Below are 22806 nucleotides of genomic sequence, written 5' to 3'. Positions count from 1 at the left end.
AAAGCCGGATCACACCGCTTTCGCCTGCTTTTCCCGCGGCGCGCTGAGCAGCGTATCGGCCAGCGCCGCCACCAGCGCACGCGGGCGCACCGGCTTTTCGATCAGGCCGGAGAAGCCAAGCTTCTCGCACGCCGCGCGGCATTCGGGCGTTCCATCCGCCGTCAGAGCAAGGACCGGCACGGCGCTGTTCTGGCCGGGACCAAACCGCGCCGCTTTCAGCACCGCTTCAGCCCCGCCGCCGGGCATATGCACATCGGTGAGTACCGCCTGATAGCGGCGCACGGCGATGCGCTGGGCAGCAACGGTCGCATCCGGCACGCATTCTACCCGCCAGCCGGCGGCAACAAGCGCCTCGCGGATGACAAAGGCGGTCGTCTCATGGTCTTCGGCGACAAGGATCTCGCCAAGATCAAACCGCCCGGCGCTTGTGGGCGCGGCATTCTCCACCGCCAGGCGCGGGCCGGCTTTCTGCACCGGCACAGTGACGGTGAACAGGCAACCGCCGCCGGCATTGTCAGCCAGCGCGATGTCCCCGCCAAGACGCCGCGCCAGGGCGCGCGCGATGCTGAGGCCGAGGCCGGAGCCGCCATGGGTGGCGGCGATGGTGTCGTCGGCCTGCTCGAACTCTTCAAACAGGCGCGCCTTGTCTGCATCGGAAATGCCGCGGCCCGTATCGGCAACGGTCATGATGAGGGTCAGCCCCTCCCCTGCCGGAACGGTGGACATCTGAACGGTGACATGGCCGCGATCGGTGAACTTCACGGCATTGCTGACGAGGTTGAACAGGATCTGCCGCAGGCGCCCGGCATCGCTTTCGATACGGCCTTCGGCGCTGCGGGCCACGGCGATGCGCAGGCCCACGCGCTTGGCGTCAAGCTTGGGCTGCCAGAGGTCGCGCGTTTCAGAGGCAAACTGGCGCAGCTCGAAAGCCTGCATGGTTACCGGCAGCTTGCCCACTTCCAGCCGGGAAAGGTCCAGCAGGTCATTGAGCAGGCGCTCCAGATGCTGGCCGCTATTGGAAATGGTCTCCGCCAGGCGCCGGGTCTCGCTGGTGGGGGCCTGATCCTTGATGAGGTCGGCCACCCCGAGAATGCCTGTCAGCGGCGTGCGGATTTCGTGGCCGATGAAGGCCAGGAAGCGGGAGCGGCCTTCCGCCAGCATCAGCATCTTCGCCTTCATCTCTTCGATGCGGCGATGGCTGGCCTGCTGGCTGCGGGCGCGGGCGGTGTTTTCCTCGGCCACCGCCTTCAGCAGCGCAGCCGGAGAAACGAGGCCCTTATAGACACCCTCTTCCATCACGATCACGCCATCGGTCAGCGCGCTGGTGCCCTTCTCTGCCGCCTGTTTGGCAATCAGGGCGACGGGCAGGGTGCCATCTGCGATAACGGGGGTCTGCGTGATCAGGTGATGTACCGGGCGGGCGGCGAAGATATCGCGGCCATTGGGCCCGGCGAGTGCCTCAGTCAGCCGGGCGCGGGTGACCTGCGCAATGCGCGGCGCCCCGTCCTCGCCCGTCTCCAGCCGGACCGGGAGCGCAAACAGCAGCGGGTCGGACAAGAAGAGGGAGAGAGCCGCCGCGCCCGTCGTGGAGGACGGAATGGGCGGCACGCTGAGCGCAATTTCCTGGAGGCGTACGGGCATCGGGGACCGGGCATTAAGGTTAATGCCCGATCATCCGTAACAAGTGTTACCTTCCGGCAAACGCCAGACCTGTTGTGATCAGGAGATTTCGCGGCGATTGCGGATGATCTTGTTCACAAGGCCGTAATCCACAGCCTCCTGAGCGCTCATCCAGAAATCCCGGTCGGTGTCCTTCTTGATCTGCTCAAGCGGCTTGCCGGTGGCTTCGGCGAAAATCTTGTTCAGACGCTCGCGCATCTTGATGATTTCGCGGGCCTGGATCTCGACATCCGTAGCCTGGCCGCCAACGCCGCCGCGGGGTTCGTGCAGCAGGTAGCGGGTGTTGGGCAGCGAATACCGGTTTTCCTTCTGGGCGGCGGCATAGATCAGCGCGCCCGCCGAGGCGACCCAGCCAGAGCCGAGCACTTTTACCGGGGCGGTGACGAATTTGATCATGTCATGGATCATGTCGCCGCTTTCGACGTGACCGCCGGGCGAGGAGAGGATCAGCAGGATGGGATCATCGCTTTCGGCAGACAGGGCCAGCATCCGCTCGCAGACCATGCGGGCCTGTTTGAAGTCGATCCCGCCGGTCAGCAGGATGGTACGCGACTTGAACAGGGCATTTTCCACCAGCGCAGCGGGATTTGCTACGGGAGTGGCTTCTTTTTCGTCTTCATCGTCAAGGCGGAAGGGGGTCATGCAGGCTCCGGAAAGGAATCTCTTTGATTTCAGGTCGTATAGGTGCGGTGCCAGGGGCGCCGGGTCAAGGCACGCGGCTCACTATTCCCCAGCCAGGGGCCGGACAATTCCGGACAGTTGCGGACAGGCCGTGGACAAATCCGGACAGTTCGGAACCTCAGGCGGCCTCGGAGATGACCCGCGCGACCTCGGCGGCATAGGCCTGCGCCTTCTTCTCCCCTACCCCGCTGATCTCGCGCAGGGCGTCCGGGGTGGCGGGGCGTTCCCGCGCGATTTCGGCCAGCGTCCTGTCATGGAAGATGACATAAGGCGGCACGCCGCGCTCCTTGGCGAGGTTCGTCCGCCAGGTACGCAGCGCCTCGAAGAGGGAGAAGTCCCGCTCGGAGAGGTCTGCCATGACGGCCACTTTGGCGGCGCCCTTCGAGCGGGTCTTGCGGCGGGCCGCAGCGGGGTCCTGCTTGAGCGAGACGGTGCGTTCCCCTCGGAAGAGGGCCTTGGCCGCCTCAGCATCCGGCACGACCAGCACCGGGCGCATGGCTTCCCCGCCCTCGGCCACCAGATCTTCATAGAGCAGCGCATCGAACACCCGGTTCCAGCCCTGGCGGGAGAGTTCCTTGCCGATGCCAAAGGTGGAAAGACTGGAGAGATCGGTATCAAACCCGTCCTTTGCCTCGCCCAGCAGATGCTGCACCAGGCGGCCCCGGCCGATGCGCTGGCCGCAGCGCAGCACGGCGGAGACCGCCATCTGGGCATAACGGGTCACATCGTACCGTTCCCCAAGCTCGCCCTTGCAGGCATCGCACACCCCGCAGGGCTCCACCGCCTCTTCCCCGAAATAGCGGCGCACAGCGGCCCGGCGGCATTCATCGCCATTGAGGAAGGCGAAGAGCTGGCGCGTCTTGGTCAGCTGGACGCGCTTGACCTCATCGGGCGCGTCGCTGCTGTAGGTCCATTGCAGGGAGCGGTTCATGTCTGACGGGCCGAACAGGGCAACGCCTTCGGCCGGCTCGCCATCACGCCCGCCGCGGCCGACTTCCTGCCAATAGGCCTCCAGCGTCTTGGGCGGATCGGCGTGGATGACGAAGCGGACATCCGGCTTGTCAACGCCCATCCCGAACGCAACCGTGGCGCACATTACCAGGCCTTCTTCCAGCAGGAAGCGGCGCTGACGGGCGGCGCGCACTTCCGCCTCAAGCCCGGCATGATAGGCAAGCGAGGGGACCCCGGCTTTCTCCAGCGCGTCGGCCAGATCCTCGACGGCGTTGCGGGTGGCGGCATAGACGATGCCGCTGACGCCGGCACGCGCCTTGACGAGCTGGACGACGCGGGCGGTGCGGTTGCCTTCCTTGGGCTCAGCCGAGAGGATCAGGTTTGGCCGGTCGAAGCTCGCCACATGCACGGCCGGGTCTGTCAGGTCGAGCTGGGCGAGGATGTCGTCGCGGGTGCGCGCGTCGGCGGTCGCCGTGACAGCGAGACGGGGCACGCCCTTGAACAGGGCCTTGAGGCGGCCGAGGGCGCGGTAATCGGGGCGGAAATCATGGCCCCACTGGCTGACGCAGTGGGCTTCATCCACGGCGATCAGCGAGACCTTCATGCGCGAAAGCCGGTCTGCCAGCCCATTGCCGAGCCCTTCAGGCGAGACATAGAGGAGGTCCATCTCGCCGCGCGCGGCGGCGTCCAGCGCGGCGGCGCGGGCGGCAAAATCCATCGAGCTGTCGAGGCGTTCGGCGCGCACCCCGGCAAGCTTCAGCGCGTCGACCTGATCGGCCATCAGCGCGATCAGCGGCGAGACGACGATGCTCACCCCTTCGCGCAGCAGCGCCGGGATCTGGTAGCAGAGCGACTTGCCCCCGCCGGTCGGCAACACGGCGAGACCGTCGCGGCCGGCCAGCGTGTCGGCAATCACATTTTCCTGAAGCCCCCGGAAGGCGTCATAGCCATAGACGCGCTTCAAGAGCGCGCGGGCGTCAGTGAGGGTGGGCGGAGACGGCATGGCCCCTGTTCTGGGGAGATGCGGGGGCGAGGGCAAGGGGCTGGGGCGGAGTGAACGCAGCAACAAACGCGAGTACGTGACCGACATGACGTTGCAAGTGTTGGGGGGGGCCGCGTTCCTTAAAGCGCCTGGCCGTAATATAACCTCAGTTCAATCTATCCAGCGTCACACAAGCGTGTGTTCGTGACAGACTGGTTTGTGCAACACGATGAGACGCGCGACATGCCCTCGCCCAGCCTTGATCCGCAGTTAGAAAAACTCCGCCGCAAGCAAACGCTATTGACGGCAACTTGGGCGGTAGCCGGAGCCTTGGCATTACTTTCCGCTGCTGCTTTTACCTATCAATGGCGCGAGACGCGGGAAGCCAATTTCAATGGCATTTGTTCGGAAACAGGACGAAAGCTTACGCGTGACGAATTGGTCAGAAGCGCAGTCGCCCAAACGTTAATGGGCTACCCCATGGGCGCGGGCCCCAGCGGCGAGCGGTCGCAAGTTATACCCATCGATACGGTGGACGAGTTTCTGCTGAACAATCCCGATTGTTGTTATGTTGGATTTGCACTTGGCGAAGGAGCAACCTTATCACATCGCCTTCGCAGAGGAGGAGACGCCGCCGCCTTTGTTACCGTCAATGGCACATTTCATTTTCGCTTGACCGCGGATGGGAAGACAGCTTCAGAGGGTGATATTCTGACGTCAGACGTTTCCACCTGGTACGTTGTCAAGAATTGCGGGGAAGCCTATCGGCGAGACCTGGCGGTCTTGCAGAACTAGGCTCAACCCGCCCCGCCCGCAGGGAAGGTCGGGTTGGCGGCGGGCGCCGCCTTGGTCAGCGGTTTGAGACCTCATCACGCTTGATGGCCGTCAGGCCATCTGAGCGCCCAGCTTCCAAATTCTCCGTTTTTACAAAGGCGAGAGGGCGGGAGATGGGCCCTCAGACGGGCTTACGCCCGTCGAGGGTGACGATGGCGGAGGGGTGTTCTCTTTCCTGCCGCTACTCCACAAAATCGATCCGGTTATCGTAGATAAGCGTTTTGAGGCTGGGGGCCTGGCGGCGGCGGGTTTCTTCGGCGAGGAAATTGAGGATGTCGTCGCGTTCGGTGAGGGGCTGGCCGGTGGCGGCTTCCCATTTGTCCGGCGGCGGAACATCTATGCTGAAATGCACCGGGCGGATGCACATTTCATGATAGAAGCGCAGGCGGATGTCGCCGTCGATATAGATGATGGTACCCGCGCGGGCGTTGCCTTCAAATTCGAGGCGGCGGGAGAAGCGGGCGGCGATTCTTTTCAGGGCCGCTTCGCGCACCTCAAGATCCGTATCCGGAAGAATGTTGCCGAAGCCGTCGCGGTAGACGATGGGGCCTTTGGAGGGCTCCGGCACCGGGGAGGGGTCTGGCGGCGGGATTACGCCCGCTTCCAGTTTCCGGAGGGCGAGCATGTGGGCCCAGCCGCCGGAATGGGTGATCTCGATCCGGTACTGACCGGGCGGCCAGGGGTAGGTATCCACCAATATCTGGACGCGGCCATTGAGGCGGCCGGTGAGCGGGCCTTCCTCGATCAGGGCGCCTTCGGGGCCGGTGATGCGCAGGGTTTCATAGCCCGACCCGCCATCGGCCGGCAGCCAGAGCGTGACCTGCTGGGCGCCGGGATAGACGGCGGTTTTTGCGTGCAGGAGACCTGCGCCTCCGGGTGCGCCGGTGTTTTCCGCCGGGGCGAGGATGAGGTGTCCGTCAAAACCGGGCTGGTCAGTCATCGGAAGGGCGCAGCCATTCTTGTCTCCATCTCCGGCCCTCTTATCACCGTTTGCAGCCCCACCCCATCCCTCCCCATTGCATGGAGAGGGGGCCTGTTGTGGCAACGGGAAGGGTGAATCGCCCAATTCATGCACGCCGCGCATGAATGCTATCTCCCCGCAGGGTCTGCCCTGCCCCGGCGAACATCCCATATACCTCTCAACCGTAACGTTCTGAGAGGAGACATCCCATGATCGAACTCCGCCCCTTTGAAAAGCTCGGCCGGTTTCGCAATGACTGGCTGAACGCGCATTATCACTTTTCCTTCTCCGGCTATCATGATCCGGCCCGCGTGCACCACGGCGCGCTGCGCGTGTGGAATGATGACGAGATCCAGCCCCATACCGGCTTTCCCCCGCATGGGCATGACTCGATGGAAATCATCACCTATGTTCGCCAGGGCGCGATTACCCACAAGGATTCGCTGGGCAATCATGGCCGCACCGAAGCGGGCGATGTGCAGGTGATGAGCGCAGGATCAGGTGTTCAGCACTCGGAATGGAATGCCGAGGATGATGTGACCAAGATCTTCCAGCTGTGGATCATTCCGCGCAATCGCGGCGGCAAGCCGAGCTGGGGCGCGCGCCAGTTTCCCAAGGGCGACCGGTCTGGCCAATGGGCCGTGTTTGCCTCGGGCACCGGCGAGAATGACAGCCTGCAGATCAATCAGGATGCCAAGGTTCTGGGCGCAACCGTGAAGGCCGGAGAAACGCTGACCTATGAACTGCCCGCTGGCCGGTATGGCTATCTGGTGGTGGCGGACGGCGAAGTGGTGCTCAATGGCCAGACGCTGAAAGCGCGGGATGGCGCGGCCATTTCCGGCGGCGAGACGCTCACTCTCGAAGGTGTGAACTCCGCAGAGCTGGTGCTGGTCGATACGGTGTGACGCCTCACACCCTCGTGACTTTCTTTGCCCGGCGGGCGCCTGTTACCTAGATGAGGTAAACGAGGCGCCCGCCGGGCGCGTCATGTCTGGAGAAGGAGCTTTCGCCATGCACAGAGAGACGGGACTTGCCGCCGCCATGGCTGCACTGATTGTGGCCGCCTGCGGCGTCAGCACGGCGCAGGGCGAAACGAAGACGGCCACCGCCACCGGCCATGATGTGTCCCACCTCACCGAGCAGCAGAAATACGTCACCCTGCATGACGGCACCGAGCCGCCTTTCGACAATGAATACTGGAACCACAAGGAAGAAGGCATCTATGTCGATGCCATCTCCGGCGAGGCGCTGTTTTCCTCCACCGACAAGTTCGATTCCGGCACCGGCTGGCCAAGCTTCACCAAGCCGATCCATGAACAGCTCATCTCCGAATTCCAGGATGACAGCCTCGGCATGAGCCGCACCGAAGTGCGCTCCAGCGGGGCGGACGCGCATCTCGGCCACCTCTTTGATGACGGCCCGAAGGAAACCGGCGGCCAGCGCTATTGCATCAATTCGGCGAGCCTCAAATTCATCCCGAAAAACGAAATGGCCGCCAAAGGGTATGGCGAATATCTCTATCTCTTTGCGGGCAAGGAGAAGGCGAAGAAGTGAAGCGCCCGCGCCCGCACGGCGAGCGCCTCACGCGTGTGTGACTTCTTTCGCCCGCCGCCCTGCCCTATATTGAAAACATGATCAGGGCCGACCCCACCACTGGCCGCCAAATACCGGAGAGAAACCATGAAACGCCTTTTTGCAGCCGCCGCGCTTGCTGCGGTTCTGGTTCAGGGCGCGCAGGCGGCCGAAATATCGGTCGGCTACGGGCCGGAGTTCACCAAGAAGCTCCAGGAAGATTACGGCGAGAAGGAAGGCGACGTGCTCGCCGGACGGATCGAGCGGGATCTGACGCGGGAGCTGGCGAAAGCCGGTGTGGATGTGGCGCGGGTGGAGGTGACCATCCTGGATGCGCGCCCTTCCCGGCCGACCTTCAAACAGGCCGGTGACAAGCCGGGCCTCGACATGATGCGCTCTGTCAGCGTTGGCGGCATGAAGCTGAAAGCCGTGGCGTATGACGCGGCCGGCGCGCCGGCTGGAGAGCTGGAATACGACTGGTACGAGAATGATATCCGCCAGGCTGGCCTGACCACCTGGCATGACGCCAGCCGCGCGTCTGACCGGTTTGCCCGCCGGTTTGCTAAAGCTCTGGACTAGGCCCGCACCCCTCGGGCCGTCCCGCCGCTGCCGCCACCCCTCCAGGCGGCAGCGGCATCAGCTTTCCTGATCGCCGCTTTTCTGCAGATCACCCGATTCGATCCGCACGCTGAGCGTGTCGGGTGATTTGATGTGCAGGTCGCGTTGCGGCATCGAGACATGGATCTCATGCTTCTCCAGCGCCGAATGCATGGCCCAGATATAATCTGCCATCACCTTTTGCGGGCGCAGCACGGCCTCATCCGTCAGCCAGACGATCAGTTCGAACTCCAGGCGGAACTCGCCGAATTTCACCAGCCAGACCTGCGGGGTATGCTCGCCCCGGTCGTCATAGGTCCAGGGCACGCTGCCGGCTGCCTCGAGGCCTGCCTTCTGCACCAGCTCTTTTGATGTGCCATAGGCCACCCCGAACGGCACATGAATGCGCCGGCGGGCTTCGGTCATCGTCCAGTTGATCAGCTGCGCCTTGATGAAGGCTTCGTTGGGCACGATGATGTCGACATTGTCGTTCGTCATCACCACGGTGGAGCGGAAGTTGATCTCCTTCACCACGCCCGACAGGCCAGACTGAAGCTCGATGAAGTCGCCCACCTTCAGCGACTTCTCCATCAGGATGATGACGCCGGAGATGAAGTTGGAGAAAACCGACTGCAGGCCGAAGCCGATACCGACACCGAGCGCGCCGGAGAAGAAGGTGAGCGCGGCAATGTTCACGCCGAGGAAATTCAGCGCGATCAGCACGGCCACGATCATCACGCCGATCTTGATGCTCTGCCCCAGGAGGCCGCCGACCGAGGCAGGCAGATCCGGCGAGCCGCGCAGCTGGGACTGGGCCACATTGCCGATCAGCCGGCCCAGCCAGATGGCAAACCAGGCGAGCGCCAGGCTGACCAGGATGCGCAGCAGCGAGACGTCATTCTCGCCCAGGTGAAAGGTGACACTATTCAGCCAACTGGTGAACGGGCGCAGCCAGCCGACGATGTAAAGGGCTGTGACCGCCCAGGCGAAATAGGCAATCGCCTTCGACCAGAAGCCGCGCCGCATGCTGGCGGTGAAGATGCGCACGATGATCCAGGCGAGCAGCAGGCTGGTGACGATGTGCAGCGTGTTGTTGCCGAGGCCCAGGGCCTCGAAGGCGGCAGTGGCGCCCGCCAGCAGGATGACGGTGAAAACCGGCCAGACAATGCGCGAGAGGGAATGATAGGTTAAGAGGACGAAATCGATCCGCCCGCGCTTTTCCGCCGCCTGCATCAGCATCGTCTTGGGAATGCGCGAGAGGAGATATCCCAGCAGCGCCGCCGCCACGAGCGCGCCGACCTGCCAGAGGGTATCGGGCGAGCTCAGCTCATCACGGGCCGCATCGATCAGCCGGGTGACCGACTCCTGAATCTGCGCAATCAGCGGAGCGGCCGTTTCCGGCTGGAGAAGGTCGAGGCTCATCCCTGTGGCCAATCCTCAAAGGCATTGAATCGACAAGAGGAAACCTTATCGGCCTCCCCTGCCCATGCAACCCCGGCAATGCGCGTCAAACGCGCTTGAGGACGAGTTCGCAGCGTTCGTTGAGGCTGGGGCGGGCGACGGCGACGCGGGCGAGGCCGGGGAGCGTCTTGCCGAGATCGGCGGCGGCCCAGAGGCAGATGCGCTCAAGGGTGGGCACTTCCAGGCCTTCGATCTCGTTGAGCAGCTTGTGGTCGAGCTTGGCAGCGGTCGCCTCAAGCGTGGCGGTGAGGTGGCTGAAATCCTCCACCCATTGCTCGCCGGGCTTCACAACGCCGGCCACGGTCGCTTCCAGGCGGAAGGAGTGGCCATGCACGGAGCGGTAGGGATGGCCTTCAGGCTTGCCGCCCATGAAATGGGCTGCCTCGAAGAACACCGCCTTCGAGATCTCAAAAATCTGACCTTCGGCCTTCAGGCCCTCGTTCAAGGGAGGCCGGTCAGTTTGTGGGTTTGCAAGCTCAGTCGCCATTTTGGATTCTTCAAGCAATAGGCCGCCACCGCCGCCACATGGCTGACGCCGGGTCCGTCGTCCCTCGGTTGGAGGAAAAAGTGCTCAAAGTCCAGTGTTTCAAAGCATTCCGGTTGCGCTTCCGGCTCGGTTTGAGGGTAAACGAGCTTCAATTCACTACCCGATGTCTGGGCCAGCGGGGCGTTCGCCTTGGGGCTGACGCAGATCCAGTCAATCGAGGCGGGCGCCGGCAGCGTGCCGTTGGTCTCAATGGCGATTTCAAAGCCCGCGGCATGAAGGGCATCAATCAGGGGCTCATCCAGCTGCATCAGGGGCTCGCCCCCGGTGCAGACGACATAGGGCCGGCCGCCGGCGGAGGCGTTCGCCTCCCAGATAGCCTTCACATGCGCGGCAAGCAGGCCCGGCTCGCGGAACTTGCCGCCCCCTTCGCCATTGGTGCCGACAAAATCGGTGTCGCAGAAGCGGCAGACGGCCTTTTCCCGGTCGCGCTCCAGCCCGCTCCACAGATTGCAGCCGGCAAAGCGCAGGAAGACCGCCGCGCGCCCGGTATGCGCGCCTTCGCCCTGCAGGGTGTAGAAGGCTTCCTTGACCGAGTAGGTCATGCCGCGCTCCCCTTCCCTGCCTGCCAGCGCTGCCAGCCATTGGCTCGCAGCTCGCAGGCCGGACATGCGCCGCAGCCATAGCCCCAGGCGTGACGCGCCCCGCGCTGGCCCAGATAGCAGGTGTGGGTTTCCTCCGCGATCAGATCGACCAGAGCGTCCCCACCCAGATCCTGGGCGAGCTGCCAGGTGGCGGCCTTGTCGAGATACATCAGCGGGGTGTCGATGCGGATGTCGGCGTCCAGCCCGAGGCGGAGGGTTTCTTCCTGCGCCTTCAGCGTATCGGCGCGGCAGTCGGGATAGCCCGAATAGTCCGTCTCGCACATGCCGCCGACAAGGACGCCATGCCCCCGCCGCACGGCCAGGGCGCCCGCCAGGGTGAAGAACAGAAGGTTCCGGCCCGGAACAAAGGTGTTCGGCAAGCCCGCCGCCGTGAGGGTGATTTCGACATCATGCGTCATCGCCGTAGCGCCCAGCGCCTTGAGCACGGAGGCATCTATTATGTGATCGCCATCCAATTTCTCGCCCCATGCCGGAAAATTCCGGCGAATCGCATCGAGAAATTTCGGCCGGCAGGCGAGTTCGACCGCATGCCGCTGGCCGTAATCGAAGCCGATCGTCTCCACCCGGTCAAACCGGGTGAGCGCCCAGGCGAGGCAGGTGGCCGAATCCTGGCCTCCGGAAAACAGGACGAGCGCGGAAGAAAAGGGCTGTGTCATGCCCGCCGCTGTACCAGCGAGACCCGCCCGGGCCAAGGCTACGTTGCGGAAGGCGTTACATTTTTGACACCGAAGTGAAGACTTTCGCCTTTGGAGCGGACAGGACAATTGACACGCGCCACGCCATGGCATTGTGTTGGACTTGAAGCCGTCCCGCCAATGAGGATGGCTCGTTACACATCAATGTTTTCGGGACCGGATAATCGGCCCGAGGGGAGGAAAAATCGAAATGAGCCGAAACACAGACTCGAAGTACGTCTTGTTGGCTGGGGCCTCCGCCCTTGCCCTCAGCTTCTTCGGTAGCGCGTATGCCCAGGAAGAAACCGCTCCGGATGACTCCCGGCGCCTCGGCACCGTTACCGTCACCACACAGAAGGTCGAACAGTCCATTCAGGACGTTCCGATTGCCGTTTCGGCCTTCGATGAGGAAGCGCTGAACAAGATGCAGCTGTCCGGGGGACCGGACCTCGTCAAGTCGATCCCGAACGTCTCCTTCACCAAGGGGAACTTCAACGGGTTCAACTTCAAGATCCGCGGTATCGGGGCTGACCTTGTGGCCCAGTCGGGCGATGCCGGCGTCGGCGTTCACCAGAACGATGTGCCGCTGACCGCCAACCGCCTGTTCGAAGCCGAATTCTTCGACATGGAACGGATCGAGGTGCTGCGCGGTCCTCAGGGTACGCTCTATGGCCGGAACGCAACGGGCGGCGTGTTCAACGCCATTACCGCCAAGCCGGTGCTGGAAGAGTATCAGGGCAATGTCTCGGCCACGCTCGGCAATTACGGCACCAAGAAAATCAAGGGCATGCTGAACATCCCGATCGGGGAGAAGGTTGCTGTGCGTCTGGCCGGCAACTATCTCGAGCGGGACGGCTACGCCACCAACACCGTGACCGGCCAGTCGATTGACGGCCGTGAGCTCTATGGTTATCGCGCCACGATCCTGGCCGAACCGACCGAGCGTCTGCGTGGCTGGCTCTCCTACGAGTATTTCGAGGAAGAAGATAACCGCCTGCGGTCTGGCAAACAGCTCTGCACCAAGAGCCCGCTGAGAACTTCCTTCGCCGGCATTCCGGTCAGCGCGCTGGACCAGACGGTTACCTCGCAAGGCTGTCTCGATACGTCTCTGGACAGCATGAAGGACCGCCTGAACTCGGTGGCCACCCTTGGCGGCGGCCTCGGCATCACGGCCGGCCTGCTCAGCGGCGACGCGTTCACCCAGCCGGCCAACCTCAATCTGCGCCAGATCGAATCTGCCTTTGATCCGCAATACTATGCCGATCAGACGCTGATCACCGGCAAGATCGAATTCGATGTTACCGATGCCCTGAAGCTGACCTATCTGGGCAGCTACAGCGAGAGCGGCTCGGTCTCCATCGAGGACTATAACAAGCAGTCGCCGACGATTGCCTTCAACACCAATGGCCAGCCGCTGTTCGGCACACTCGGGCCGACGGGCGCGGCCATCTATCAGGCCCTCTTCCCTGGCGGTGTGGTCAACGATCCGATCCTGGGTGCCTCCAACTTCTTCCGCACGTTTGACGTGGCCGGCGGCACCTCGGAGCAGACGACGCACGAGCTTCGCCTGCAATCGTCCTATGACGGACCGTTCAACTTCAACCTCGGCGTCATTGCGATGGACTTCGAGGCAATTGATCCGGCCTCGAGCAATACCGATGGCTACTACGTCATCTCGAACTCGCTGACGGCACTGGCCCAGATCAACAACGCCCTTGGCGGCGCGCTGTTCGGTGGTCAGGTTCCGATCGACTCGGGCGGCACGCTCGAAGAGCAGGCGTTTACCGGTCTTGGCGGTCAATACTTCCGCTCGCTGTCGCCCTATGAACTCAGCTCCGTGGCTGTTTTCGGTGAAGGCTACTACGACATCACCGACAATCTGAAAGCGACCCTCGGCCTGCGGTATACCAAGGATGAGAAAACCCAGGCGAACGTGCCGACCTATCTCTTCACCCCTGGCGCCGTTTATGGCCCCGGCAGCCCGCAGAACGGCAGCCCGATCAATCCGCGCCCTGTGGCCGGACAGACCCCGGATGCAGGCGGCGACGGCTACTTCGACGCTTCCTTCGAGGAAGTTACCGGCCGCGCCGGTCTCGACTGGCGCCCGGATGTCGGCTTCACCGACGACACCCTGCTCTATGGCTTCTATTCGCGGGGCTATAAGGGCGGTGGTATCAACCCGCCGCAGCCGGCAGGTGCCAACCTGTTCAGCCAGTTCTTCGATCCCGAATTCATCGATGCGTTCGAGGTCGGTACGAAGAACACCCTGGCAAATGGCTCGCTGCAGCTGAACGCCACCGGCTTCTACTATGATTATCAGGGCTATCAGATTACCCAGATCATCAACCGGACCTCGGTGAACTTCAACGTCGATACCAAGCTCAAGGGCCTCGAGATCGAGACGATCTGGAACCCGGTGTCGACCTTCGTGGTCAACGCCAACCTCGGCCTGCTCGATTCCGAGCTGGGTGATCTGTACTCGATCGATGTGATCGACCGGACCAATGGCCGCTCGGACCTCGTGGTTCTCAAGAACACGTCCAGCTACAGCAACTGCGTGATCTCTGCGCAGGGCTATGCGACGGTTCTGGGCGCCATCCAGGCCAACCCGGCCCTGACCGGCATCACGCGTAACCTCTGCACCGGCGACCTGGCCGCTGTGGGTGGCCGCGCGGGCTTTGAAGCCCTCCTCGGCCTCACCGGCGTGACCGTCACCTACACCGATGCCAACGGCAACACGCAGACGGCCACCGCTCTGCAGCCGATCGAAGGCGACGCGAAAGACCTGAAGGGCAATTCCATGCCGGGCGCACCGGAAATGACCTTCAACATCGGTGCCGAGTACACCTGGCTGCCAGGTTCGTTCGGCGACTGGGGCCTCACCGGCCGCGTCGACTACTACCGCCAGTCCGACAGCATGAGCCGGGTCTACAACTCCCCGCGCGACAAGCTGCCGAGCTGGGATAACATGAACGTCTCGCTGGCGTTCACCAACGATCCGAGCGGCGTGCGCGTCGAACTGTTCGGCAAGAACATCTTCGACGAGACCGCCATCACCGGCGCCTATCTGACGGATGACTCGTCGGGCCTCTACACCAACATCTTCCTGAACGAGCCGCGCACTTACGGCATCGCTGTCACGAAGTCCTGGTAAGCGGGCGTCACGCCTGAAAACTTGAGGGGCGGCCTTTCGGGGCCGCCCCTTTTTCATTGGCGCAGAGACCGGAACGGCCTATCTCTGCCCACAATCAGATTTCCTGCGCACTTACAGACCCACAACTCTACAGGAGCCGGTATGTCCGTCTTTTCCCGCCTCGCCGCTCTCGGCCCGCTTGTCCTTATCCTGTCTGCGTGCGGAGAGCCTGCAGCGCCCCCGCAGGCGCCGGTCACGGCCCCGGCCGAGCCGGGCGCGGTCAAGGGCGTCAGCCTGGAACTCATCACCCCTGCCGAGCAACCCTGGGGCATAGCCTTCCTGCCCGAGGGCGGCCTTCTGTTCACGGAGAAGGAAGGCGGCCTGAAATTCTTTGCCGCCGCCGGCGAAGCAACGCCCGTGTCCGGCCTGCCGGAAGCCTATGTCGAAGGCCAGGCCGGCTATCTGGGCATTGCGCTGGACCCGGACTTTGCCAGCAACCGCCTTGTCTATGTGTCGCTCTCCACCGGCACCAAGGCGGCCAACTCCACCGCCGTCGTGCGGGGCCGCCTCAGCGATGACAATGCCGCGCTGGAGAATGTGCAGCAAATCTTCAAGGCGGACGACCGCGACACGGCTTACCATTATGGTTCGCGCCTTGCCTTTGGCGGGGATGGCGCGCTGTTTGTCTCCCTCGGCGAGGGCTTCAAATACATGGCCGACGCCCAGAACCCGAAGAACACGCATGGCACTATCGTGCGGATCAATTCGGATGGCACGATCCCCGCGGACAATCCGTTTGCGGACGGGGTGAATGGCAAGCCGGAAGTCTGGTCCTATGGCCACCGCAACGTGCAGGGGCTCTACTATGACTCGGCCACAGACACGCTCTGGGCCACCGAACATGGCCCGCGCGGCGGGGATGAGCTCAACATCGTCAAACCCGGCAACAATTATGGCTGGCCGAAGATCACCTATGGCGTGAACTATGACGGCACGGTCATCACCAAGGAAACCGCCGCTGAAGGCATGGTGCAGCCGGAAACCTATTGGGTGCCCTCGATCGCGCCGGCGGGGCTCACCATGGTCACCAGCGACAAGTATCCCGGCTGGGAGGGCGACCTCTTCTCCGGCGGCATGAATGGCCCGGACGGCCTCGTCCTTGTGCGGATCGATCTGCAGGAGGGCAAGGTTGCCGGCAAGGAAAACCTGCTGAAGGGCGAGCTGTCGATCCGCGATGTGGTTCAGGGCCCGGATGGCTATCTCTATGTCGCGGGCAAGGATTTCGACGGCATCTTCCGGGTGGTTCCGCAGGAATAGCCCCCCGCGCCCCCTTCCCCAAACAGAAAGCGGCCCCGTCATCAGGCGGGGCCGCTTTTCTTTTGGCGAAAGGTCAGGGGCGTTTTCAGCCCTTGTCCTTCTCGGCAATCGGCACGCCGTAAAGCTCCAGCCGGTGATCCACCAGCCGGTAGCCGAGCTTGCGGGCGATCTCTTCCTGCAGCTTCTCGATCTCTTCGGAATGGAACTCCACCACGGCGCCCGTCTTCACATCGATCAGGTGATCGTGGTGTTCGGCGGGCACTTCTTCATAGCGCGCGCGGCCATCGCGGAAGTCGTGCGCCTGGATGATGCCGGCATCCTCGAACAGCTTCACGGTCCGGTAGACCGTGGCGAGCGAAATCGAGGCGTCGAGCGAGTTGGCCCGGCGGTGCAGTTCTTCGGCGTCCGGATGGTCATCCGCGACCGAAAGCACACGGGCAATGATGCGCCGCGGCTCCGTCATGCGGAGGCCCTTCTCAATGCAGAGTTTTTCTAGTCTGTCCATGGTCCCCTAAATGCCCTTCCGAAGCGGGAAAGTCCAGTTCAACCTTGTCAGCTTTCGCGCAGATGGGCCGCGAAGAAGGCCAGCGTGCGGGACCAGGCGAGCGCGGCGGCCTCCGGATTGAAGCGCGGCGTGGTATCATTGTGGAAACCATGCTGCGTGCCTTCATACCAGTGCAGCTCGTAAGGCTTGCCTGCGGCCTTCAGGGCCGCCTCATAGGCCACCCACCCCTCATTCACGCGCGGGTCATCGCTGGCGAGGTGGATCTGGAGGGGAACTTCCAGCTTCGCGGCGTCCTCATCCGCCGGCCAGCCGCCATAATAGGGCACAGATGCCTTGAGCCAGGGCAGGCTCACCGCGAGTTGGTTGGCCATCGCCCCGCCAAAGCAGAAGCCGGTGACGCCCACGGCGCCATTGACCGCCTCATGCCCGCGCAGGAGTTCGGCGGCGGCAACGAAATCAGCGAACATGTCCTCCCGCGTCCGCTGGGCCTGCAGGGCGCGGCCATCATCATCATTTCCGGGATAGCCGCCGAGGGGATAGAGCGCGTCCGGCCCGAACGCGACATAGCCCGCCTTGGCGGCCCGGCGCGTCACATCCCGGATATAGGGGTTCAGGCCCCGGTTCTCATGGATCACCAGAATGGCGGGCAGCTTGCCAGCGGCATTGGCCGGGCGGACGAGATAGCCGCCCATCGTGCCGGCGCTGCTGGGGGTGGTGTAGGTGATGTCTTCCTCGATGAGGTCAGTGTCGCCTGTCAGCGTCTGGGCCTGGCTGTAATCGGGCATCACGCATGCCGCCAGCATCGAGACCGTAATACCGCCCCCGGCGAAGGCGCTCAGCCGCGAGAAGAAGGCCCGGCGCGAAAGGTCGCCATGGCAATAGGCGTCGTAAAGCCGGAACACTTCGGGCGGAATGTCGATCTTGCCTGGATTTCCGTCTGCCATGGTGTGCCTCCTTCGCGGGTTCGTGAGAACTATAGACCGGCAGGCGGCAGAGGCCAGCTTTTCAGACGCCCCCTACGCCCCGATGGGCCGGGACATCAGGATCGCGTCCACCGGCGCGGGGCGCCCGGCGGTGTAGTAGCGCTTGCGGCGGCCATCCTCGGTGAACCCGAACCGGGCATAGAGGCGCCGGGCCGAGGTGTTGTCCTCAGCCACGTCCAGCAGCAGCCGGCTGTCGCCGCCGGCCACGAGCACCGGGATCGCCGCATCCAGCAGCGCGCCGGCAAGCCCCTGCCCGCGCCGGACGGGATCCGTCGCGATGGTCAGGAGTTCGCAGTCTCCGGCAGAGGATTGAAACAGCGCGAAAGCCAAGAGGTTGCCCCCCTCCTCCCAGCCGAGGGCGAGCACATTCGGGCTGGTGATCAGCCCCTCGATCGAAGCCGCGCTCCACGCATCGGCAAACCCCGCCGCATGCAGCGCAGCGGCGGCCGCCGCGTCGGCAGGCGTCAGTCGGCGAATGGGGTCAGTCATCGGGCAAAAGCCTTCGGAAGCGGCAGAAAGATCGCAGATCAAGGACAATCAGGATTGATTGGCAATGCCCGCCTCTGTTAGGTCGCCTGCCCTTTGCCCCAGCACAAGGCTGCAAGATGACCCAGGCGACCTCCACGCTCGGCCTAGACTTCGGTACGACCAACAGCGTTGCCTCCCTCGCCAAACCCGATGGCAGCACGGAGGCGATGAGCTTCAGCCATGGCGGCGAGGAGTTTTCTGCCTGCCGCTCGGTGCTCTGTTTCTGGCGCGATGAAGATGAAGCGCGCGCGATGATGGAGATCGGCCCCTGGGCCATCGACCAGTTCCTGGAGCTGGGCGGGGATTGCCGGTTCATCCAGTCGTTCAAGACATTTGCGGCCAGCCCGCTTTTTGTCTCCACCGTGATCCATAACAAGAACTGGCAGTTCGAGGATCTGCTGGCCGCCTATCTGCGGCGTCTGGCCGAGCGGTCGGGCGCGCCATGGCCGGCCCAGGTGGTGATGGGGCGCCCCGTGCGCTTTGCCGGCGCCCAGCCGGATGAGGCCCTGGCGCAAACCCGCTATGAAACGGCGCTGAAGCGGCTTGGCTTCGAGACGATCCACCATGTGTACGAGCCCGTCGCGGCAGCCTTCTTCTATGCCCAGCGCCTGACGGAGGCCTCGACCATCCTGGTGGCAGACTTTGGCGGGGGCACCAGCGACTTCTCGATCATCCGGTTTGATCCCGCGGGCGGAAAGCTGCGCGCCCAGGCGCTCTCCCATTCGGGCATCGGCATTGCGGGCGACGCCTTCGACCAGAAGATCATCGAGCATGTGGTGGCGCCGCTGTTTGGCAAACACAGCACCTTCCGCAGCGGGGAGAAAACCCTGCCAGTGCCCTCGTCTTTCTACAGCCGGTTTGCGCAATGGAACCAGCTCTCCATCATGCGCCACACGCGCGACTATGCTGATCTCCAGAAACTGGTGCAGGCAGCCAATGAACCGGCCCTGATCCAGGCCTTCATCGACTTTCTGGAGGCAGATGCCAGCTATCTGCTCTACCGCGCCGTGGCGCAGGTGAAGTCTCAGCTTTCGCAGGCAGACACAGCCCGGTTCAGCCTTCAGGCCGGCAGCCTGAATATCGAGCGGGATATTCCGCGTTCGGAATTTGATGGCTGGATCGCAGAAGATGTCAGCGCCATCCGTGCCACGGTCGATCTGGCGCTGGAGCGGGCGGGCCTTGGCGCGGGCGGCATCGACCGGGTGTTCCTCACCGGCGGCACATCCTTCGTGCCGGCGCTGCGGCGCAGTTTCGAGGATCAGTTCGGCGCCGGCAAGGTGGAAACCGGCAGCCAGTTCGTATCGATCGCCCACGGACTATCCCTGATCGCCCAGCAGGACGATCTGGAGCCCTGGCTGGCGCGCGCGCCCTAGTTTTTCGGCGTGGGCAGGGTCGCGTCCGGCTCGCGGGCATAGACCGGCGTGGGCGGATGCCTGGCCGGGTCGAAGCGGGCCGCCTTCAGCGCGGCAGTCACCGCGCTCGGCCGCATGGGGCGGATGTCGAGCTTGGCGGCCTGATCGCCGAGCGCCTCGGCGCCGTCCATGAAGATGGGCGCATGGAAACCTTCCAGCATGGCGGAAAGCGCGGCCAGGCCCACCTCCTGCACCGGGGCGATGCCCGCGTCCTCGCTGATACCCTGCACCCACCAGGTCTGGTCGGGCGGGCGGCGCTGGGCCATCAGGCAACCAAGGCTTGGCCCTTCCATGCCGGCAGGGATGGCCGCTTCGAGGCTGGTAACGCCAACGGCCGGCGCGCCGGTCACCAGGGCCAAGCCGCGCACATAAGCCACGCCGATGCGCAGGCCGGTGAAACTGCCCGGCCCGGTGACTACGGCCAGGCGGCCGACATCCCCGAAACCGGCGCCCTCTTCCTTCAGTAACGCCTCGACAAAGCCCGGCAGGGCCTTCTCCTGGCCACGCGGCAGGGTCTCGCGCGCATCGGCGAGGATTTCGCCATCGCGCACGAGCGCCGCTTCCATCGTTGTGAAGGCCGTGTTCAGGGCAAGGATCAGCATCTGATCCCGCTAGAGGATGCGGCAGCCCTCGTCAAATTCCAGACGCGGCAGGCGGTCCATGATCTTGGTCTTGTCGCCATAGCCGAGATTGCAGATGAAATTGGCGCGCCAGTGCTGTTCTTCGCCTTCCTGGCTCTCGAAAAATTCACGGTTCACGCCCGCCATGTCGAAGCCGCTCATCGGCCCGCAATCGAGGCCGAGGGAGCGCGCGGCCAGCATCAGATAGGCGGCCTGCAGCGTGCCATTCCGGAAGGCGGTCTCTTCGGTGTTATTGTCAAACCAGTGCTTGGCATCGGGATTGTGCGGGAAAAGCTGGGGGATCTTGTCGGCAAAGCGCATGTCGTAGGCGATAATCACGGTCCAGGGCGCGGCCGCAGTCTTTTCGCGGTTACCCGCGCTCATGAAGGGCAGAAGGCGCTCCTTCCCTCCCGGCGTGGTGACGAACATGAAACGGGCGGGCGAGCAGTTGGCGCTCGTCGGCCCCATCTTGGCGAGATCGTAAACCGCGCGGATCAGAACCTCCGGTACCGACCGGTCAAGATAGCCATTCTGGCTGCGGGCATCGCGGAAGATGATGTCGAGCGCGTGATCGTTGACCGGGTGGGCCATGAGGCAGTTCCTTCCTTGCTGATGGCACTGACCACCGGTGACGGGCGGGCTCAGGACCGGATTTTTTGCTGCACACTCGTTAGAGTTTTCAGGCGGCTTGTTGGAGTAACCGTTGGCGTTTTTTGCGCGCCTTTTAAAGCGCTGCCTCGACTGCGGTCACTTCTGGCACATAGGTGCGCAGCATGTTCTCGATGCCCTGTTTCAGGGTCATGGTCGAGGACGGACACCCCGCGCAGGCCCCGCGCATGGAAAGGTGGACGATACCGGTCTCCGGATCAAAGCGCTGGAAGGTGATGTCGCCGCCATCCTGGGCCACGGCAGGCCGCACGCGGGTTTCGATCAGTTCCTTGATCTCGTTCACGATTTCAGCCGTCTCGCCTTCATACTCGGTCTCGTCGGAGAGGCCGGATGCGCCCTCTTCGACCACCGGCAGGCCAGACATGTAATGATCCATGATGGCGGCCAGCACCATCGGCTTCACATGCCGCCAATCCTTGGCCTGCACCTTGTTAATGCTGACAAAATCGCTGCCGAGGAAAACGCGCTCCACCCCGTCCACCTGGAACAGCGCGCGGGCCAGCAGGCTCATGCGCGCGCTGGCCGCGTCGGGGAAGTCAAACGGGCCGCGGTCTCCGGCAACGGGTTGACCCGGAAGGAATTTTATCGTGTCCGGGTTCGGGGTAGCTTCGGTCTGGATAAACATGGCAGGCCTTTTTACGTCTGGCCCCTGACATGGCCCGCGCGCGCGGTGAGATCAAGGGAGCGCGGCTCAGGGCAGCGCAGTCTCTGCATCCCCGTCCGTCTGGGCCACGGAGGTTTCCTCAATCACCTCATCGTCCGCAGAAGGCTCCATCAGCGCAATCAGATGCCGCGAGGCAACTTCGGCCTCCAGAAGGAAATAAGCCATGCTTGCCAGATGGTTAGGCGTGAGAACCGCTGAATCCGACTGGTTGGAAACCAGCAGCGGCTTCATCTTTGCGGCGCGTTCCCAGGCCGCTTCCACCCGGTCAGCTGCTACCAGAACGGCCGTATCCGTCAGCGTCAGAGCCTTGGAGGCATTGGCGGCGAACATTTCATGGGCGACATGGGCGCGGGCCTTGGCGCGGTAAAAGGCGGCGATGTCTTCCTTGCTGGCAGGCCAGCCGCCTCCCTGAATGGCATTGATCCGGTCAGACAGGGCCGAACGATCTTCCGCCGCCCAGCCGGCGAAGAGGGCCAGTTCCTCCGGCATGATCTCTTCCGGCATCGGGCGCATGGCGAGGCCGCGCGAGGCGCGCGTGTCGAACCGGTTGAGCGCTTCCGCAGCTGCCGTCAGGCGCGGACGCATCGGCTCACCGGGCACTTCCATCAGGAGGCGCGAGGCGGCGGCCAGATCGCTGTCCGGCGCGCCTTCATAAGGGGAGAGTTCCGAAATCAGCTTCACATGCTGCGAGAGAGCTTCGGTGGTGCCGGCCTGCCAGGCGGGCAGCGCCGTCAGGCGTGCCTGCGGGTGCCAGACCGGGCGATTGCTGGCCCAGCCAGCGCCTTCCAGTTCCCGGGCAATCTTGTGAATGGCAACCGCAATGCCCGGCACGGCCCAGCTCTGCTCGGCCGGAATACCCACGGGCCGATCGTTGATGTAGCTGGAAAGAACCACGGCGGCCGGATAGGCGCCGACGAGGGCCACCACCGCGCCGATCTTCAGCATACGTTTCAGCGCGCGCCAGCCCTTCTGGAAGCCGATCATGATCGGGCTGGGCTCGGCATAATCAAGCGAGATGAAGTGGTTGGGGTCTGAGGCGGGGGCGGGAACGTGTTCCTGCTCCTCGTAAGCTCGTGGGAGTTTCACTGCCGCCGCTGCCGCCATGACTTTACGCCGCTTCTTCCTGGGTGCTGTGGATTTGTCCATCCTGTGCCGTTTATGAAGCCGTTAAACCGTTATTAACAGGCCAGTTACGCATGAAATTTCAGCAAACCGGGCGGTGTGGTAAATTCGGGCACCAAATTACCGCCTGCTGATCCAATTCCAGCCGCAGCAGGTGTCCCGACCCGCTACCTCAACTCGCCTACGAGGCACTACCCAATCTACACCCGCCACCCATGCGAGAAGAACTCTCCGCACAGGATGGCGTGATTCCCCACACAGCCGAAAGCAATGCGCAGCGCCTGCGGCGCTTTTAAGGCAGCGCTGCAATG

22 protein-coding genes are annotated in these 22806 nt (G+C 63.6%); 7 read left to right on the top strand and 15 right to left on the bottom strand.

Annotation, left to right across the window (positions count from 1 at the left end; genetic code table 11):
* Window positions 1–9 precede the first annotated feature (9 nt).
* The 3 genes from HPO_RS02340 to recQ all read right to left on the bottom strand — a co-directional run bounded on the left by HPO_RS02340 (window position 10) and on the right by recQ (window position 4315).
* The gene (locus HPO_RS02340; RefSeq protein ID WP_051612186.1) at window positions 10–1641 is read right to left on the bottom strand and encodes an ATP-binding response regulator; all 1632 of its coding nucleotides are present in this window, start codon (window positions 1639–1641) and stop codon (window positions 10–12) included.
* A gap of 78 nt (window positions 1642–1719) precedes the next feature.
* Window positions 1720–2322 (bottom strand): ATP-dependent Clp protease proteolytic subunit, encoded by a 603-nt coding sequence (locus HPO_RS02330; protein ID WP_035593989.1) that lies wholly within the window; start codon window positions 2320–2322, stop codon window positions 1720–1722.
* Between the two features lie 157 nt (window positions 2323–2479).
* A complete protein-coding gene (gene recQ / locus HPO_RS02325) occupies window positions 2480–4315 on the bottom strand; it encodes a DNA helicase RecQ (protein WP_035593987.1) in 1836 nt (611 codons plus the stop codon).
* A 183-nt stretch (window positions 4316–4498) separates the two neighbouring features.
* Here recQ and HPO_RS02320 point away from each other — a divergent pair, with 183 nt between their 5' ends.
* On the top strand, window positions 4499–5089 hold the full coding sequence (locus HPO_RS02320; RefSeq protein ID WP_157532627.1) for a hypothetical protein: 591 nt from the start codon (window positions 4499–4501) through the stop codon (window positions 5087–5089).
* A gap of 220 nt (window positions 5090–5309) precedes the next feature.
* Here the strand turns inward: HPO_RS02320 and HPO_RS02315 are convergent, their stop codons facing one another.
* Window positions 5310–6068, bottom strand: coding sequence for a hypothetical protein (locus HPO_RS02315; RefSeq protein ID WP_035593983.1), 759 nt, complete (start codon window positions 6066–6068; stop codon window positions 5310–5312).
* A gap of 230 nt (window positions 6069–6298) precedes the next feature.
* On the opposite strand from HPO_RS02315, the gene HPO_RS02310 reads away from it, so the two are divergent.
* The 3 genes from HPO_RS02310 (at window position 6299) to HPO_RS02300 (ending at window position 8240) form a co-directional block, all read left to right on the top strand.
* Complete coding sequence (locus HPO_RS02310; RefSeq protein ID WP_035593981.1) at window positions 6299–6994, top strand: pirin family protein; 696 nt, start codon at window positions 6299–6301, stop codon at window positions 6992–6994.
* A 106-nt stretch (window positions 6995–7100) separates the two neighbouring features.
* On the top strand, window positions 7101–7643 hold the full coding sequence (msrB, locus tag HPO_RS02305) for a peptide-methionine (R)-S-oxide reductase MsrB (RefSeq protein ID WP_233349235.1): 543 nt from the start codon (window positions 7101–7103) through the stop codon (window positions 7641–7643).
* Between the two features lie 126 nt (window positions 7644–7769).
* Complete coding sequence (locus HPO_RS02300) at window positions 7770–8240, top strand: hypothetical protein (protein WP_035593978.1); 471 nt, start codon at window positions 7770–7772, stop codon at window positions 8238–8240.
* A 57-nt stretch (window positions 8241–8297) separates the two neighbouring features.
* Here HPO_RS02300 and HPO_RS19510 read toward each other — a convergent pair whose 3' ends face one another.
* From HPO_RS19510 to queC, 4 genes are all read right to left on the bottom strand, one after another.
* The gene (locus tag HPO_RS19510) at window positions 8298–9680 is read right to left on the bottom strand and encodes a mechanosensitive ion channel family protein (protein ID WP_051612185.1); all 1383 of its coding nucleotides are present in this window, start codon (window positions 9678–9680) and stop codon (window positions 8298–8300) included.
* 85 nt (window positions 9681–9765) lie between these two features.
* Window positions 9766–10164: a 6-carboxytetrahydropterin synthase gene (locus HPO_RS02290; protein ID WP_233349234.1), complete on the bottom strand. Its 399-nt coding sequence runs from the start codon at window positions 10162–10164 to the stop codon at window positions 9766–9768.
* Window positions 10161–10808 carry a 7-carboxy-7-deazaguanine synthase gene (gene queE, locus HPO_RS02285; protein ID WP_035593976.1) on the bottom strand — a complete coding sequence of 216 codons (648 nt, stop codon included), beginning with the start codon at window positions 10806–10808 and terminating at the stop codon, window positions 10161–10163. Before queE ends, HPO_RS02290 begins: the two co-directional genes overlap by 4 nt.
* A complete protein-coding gene (gene queC, locus HPO_RS02280) occupies window positions 10805–11524 on the bottom strand; it encodes a 7-cyano-7-deazaguanine synthase QueC (RefSeq protein ID WP_035593974.1) in 720 nt (239 codons plus the stop codon). Before queC ends, queE begins: the two co-directional genes overlap by 4 nt.
* A gap of 229 nt (window positions 11525–11753) precedes the next feature.
* On the opposite strand from queC, the gene HPO_RS02275 reads away from it, so the two are divergent.
* Together HPO_RS02275 and HPO_RS02270 are read left to right on the top strand one after the other, a co-directional pair.
* The gene (locus HPO_RS02275; RefSeq protein ID WP_035593972.1) at window positions 11754–14696 is read left to right on the top strand and encodes a TonB-dependent receptor; all 2943 of its coding nucleotides are present in this window, start codon (window positions 11754–11756) and stop codon (window positions 14694–14696) included.
* Window positions 14697–14837: 141 nt separating this feature from the next.
* The gene (locus tag HPO_RS02270) at window positions 14838–15992 is read left to right on the top strand and encodes a PQQ-dependent sugar dehydrogenase (protein ID WP_035593970.1); all 1155 of its coding nucleotides are present in this window, start codon (window positions 14838–14840) and stop codon (window positions 15990–15992) included.
* Between the two features lie 85 nt (window positions 15993–16077).
* Here the strand turns inward: HPO_RS02270 and HPO_RS02265 are convergent, their stop codons facing one another.
* The 3 genes from HPO_RS02265 to HPO_RS02255 form a co-directional block, all read right to left on the bottom strand.
* The gene (locus HPO_RS02265) at window positions 16078–16497 is read right to left on the bottom strand and encodes a Fur family transcriptional regulator (protein ID WP_035593968.1); all 420 of its coding nucleotides are present in this window, start codon (window positions 16495–16497) and stop codon (window positions 16078–16080) included.
* A gap of 47 nt (window positions 16498–16544) precedes the next feature.
* Window positions 16545–17441 (bottom strand): dienelactone hydrolase family protein, encoded by an 897-nt coding sequence (locus tag HPO_RS02260; protein ID WP_035593966.1) that lies wholly within the window; start codon window positions 17439–17441, stop codon window positions 16545–16547.
* Window positions 17442–17513: 72 nt separating this feature from the next.
* On the bottom strand, window positions 17514–17969 hold the full coding sequence (locus tag HPO_RS02255) for a GNAT family N-acetyltransferase (RefSeq protein WP_035594242.1): 456 nt from the start codon (window positions 17967–17969) through the stop codon (window positions 17514–17516).
* Between the two features lie 116 nt (window positions 17970–18085).
* On the opposite strand from HPO_RS02255, the gene HPO_RS02250 reads away from it, so the two are divergent.
* Window positions 18086–19381 (top strand): Hsp70 family protein, encoded by a 1296-nt coding sequence (locus HPO_RS02250; protein WP_035593964.1) that lies wholly within the window; start codon window positions 18086–18088, stop codon window positions 19379–19381.
* Here the strand turns inward: HPO_RS02250 and tsaB are convergent.
* From tsaB to HPO_RS02230, 4 genes are all read right to left on the bottom strand, one after another.
* Complete coding sequence (gene tsaB, locus HPO_RS19505; RefSeq protein WP_051612184.1) at window positions 19378–20022, bottom strand: tRNA (adenosine(37)-N6)-threonylcarbamoyltransferase complex dimerization subunit type 1 TsaB; 645 nt, start codon at window positions 20020–20022, stop codon at window positions 19378–19380. The two genes, HPO_RS02250 and tsaB, sit on opposite strands and share 4 nt — an antisense overlap.
* A gap of 9 nt (window positions 20023–20031) precedes the next feature.
* Window positions 20032–20631: a malonic semialdehyde reductase gene (locus tag HPO_RS02240; RefSeq protein WP_035593962.1), complete on the bottom strand. Its 600-nt coding sequence runs from the start codon at window positions 20629–20631 to the stop codon at window positions 20032–20034.
* Window positions 20632–20764: 133 nt separating this feature from the next.
* Complete coding sequence (locus HPO_RS21160; RefSeq protein ID WP_035593960.1) at window positions 20765–21334, bottom strand: NifU family protein; 570 nt, start codon at window positions 21332–21334, stop codon at window positions 20765–20767.
* 66 nt (window positions 21335–21400) lie between these two features.
* On the bottom strand, window positions 21401–22459 hold the full coding sequence (locus HPO_RS02230; protein WP_157532625.1) for a hypothetical protein: 1059 nt from the start codon (window positions 22457–22459) through the stop codon (window positions 21401–21403).
* Window positions 22460–22806 lie beyond the last annotated feature (347 nt).

This window comes from Hyphomonas polymorpha PS728, assembly GCF_000685315.1.
In the GTDB taxonomy this organism is placed as follows: domain Bacteria; phylum Pseudomonadota; class Alphaproteobacteria; order Caulobacterales; family Hyphomonadaceae; genus Hyphomonas; species Hyphomonas polymorpha.
Note: the sequence above shows the minus strand (reverse complement) of the source record. Positions and strands in the feature narration are given on the sequence as shown.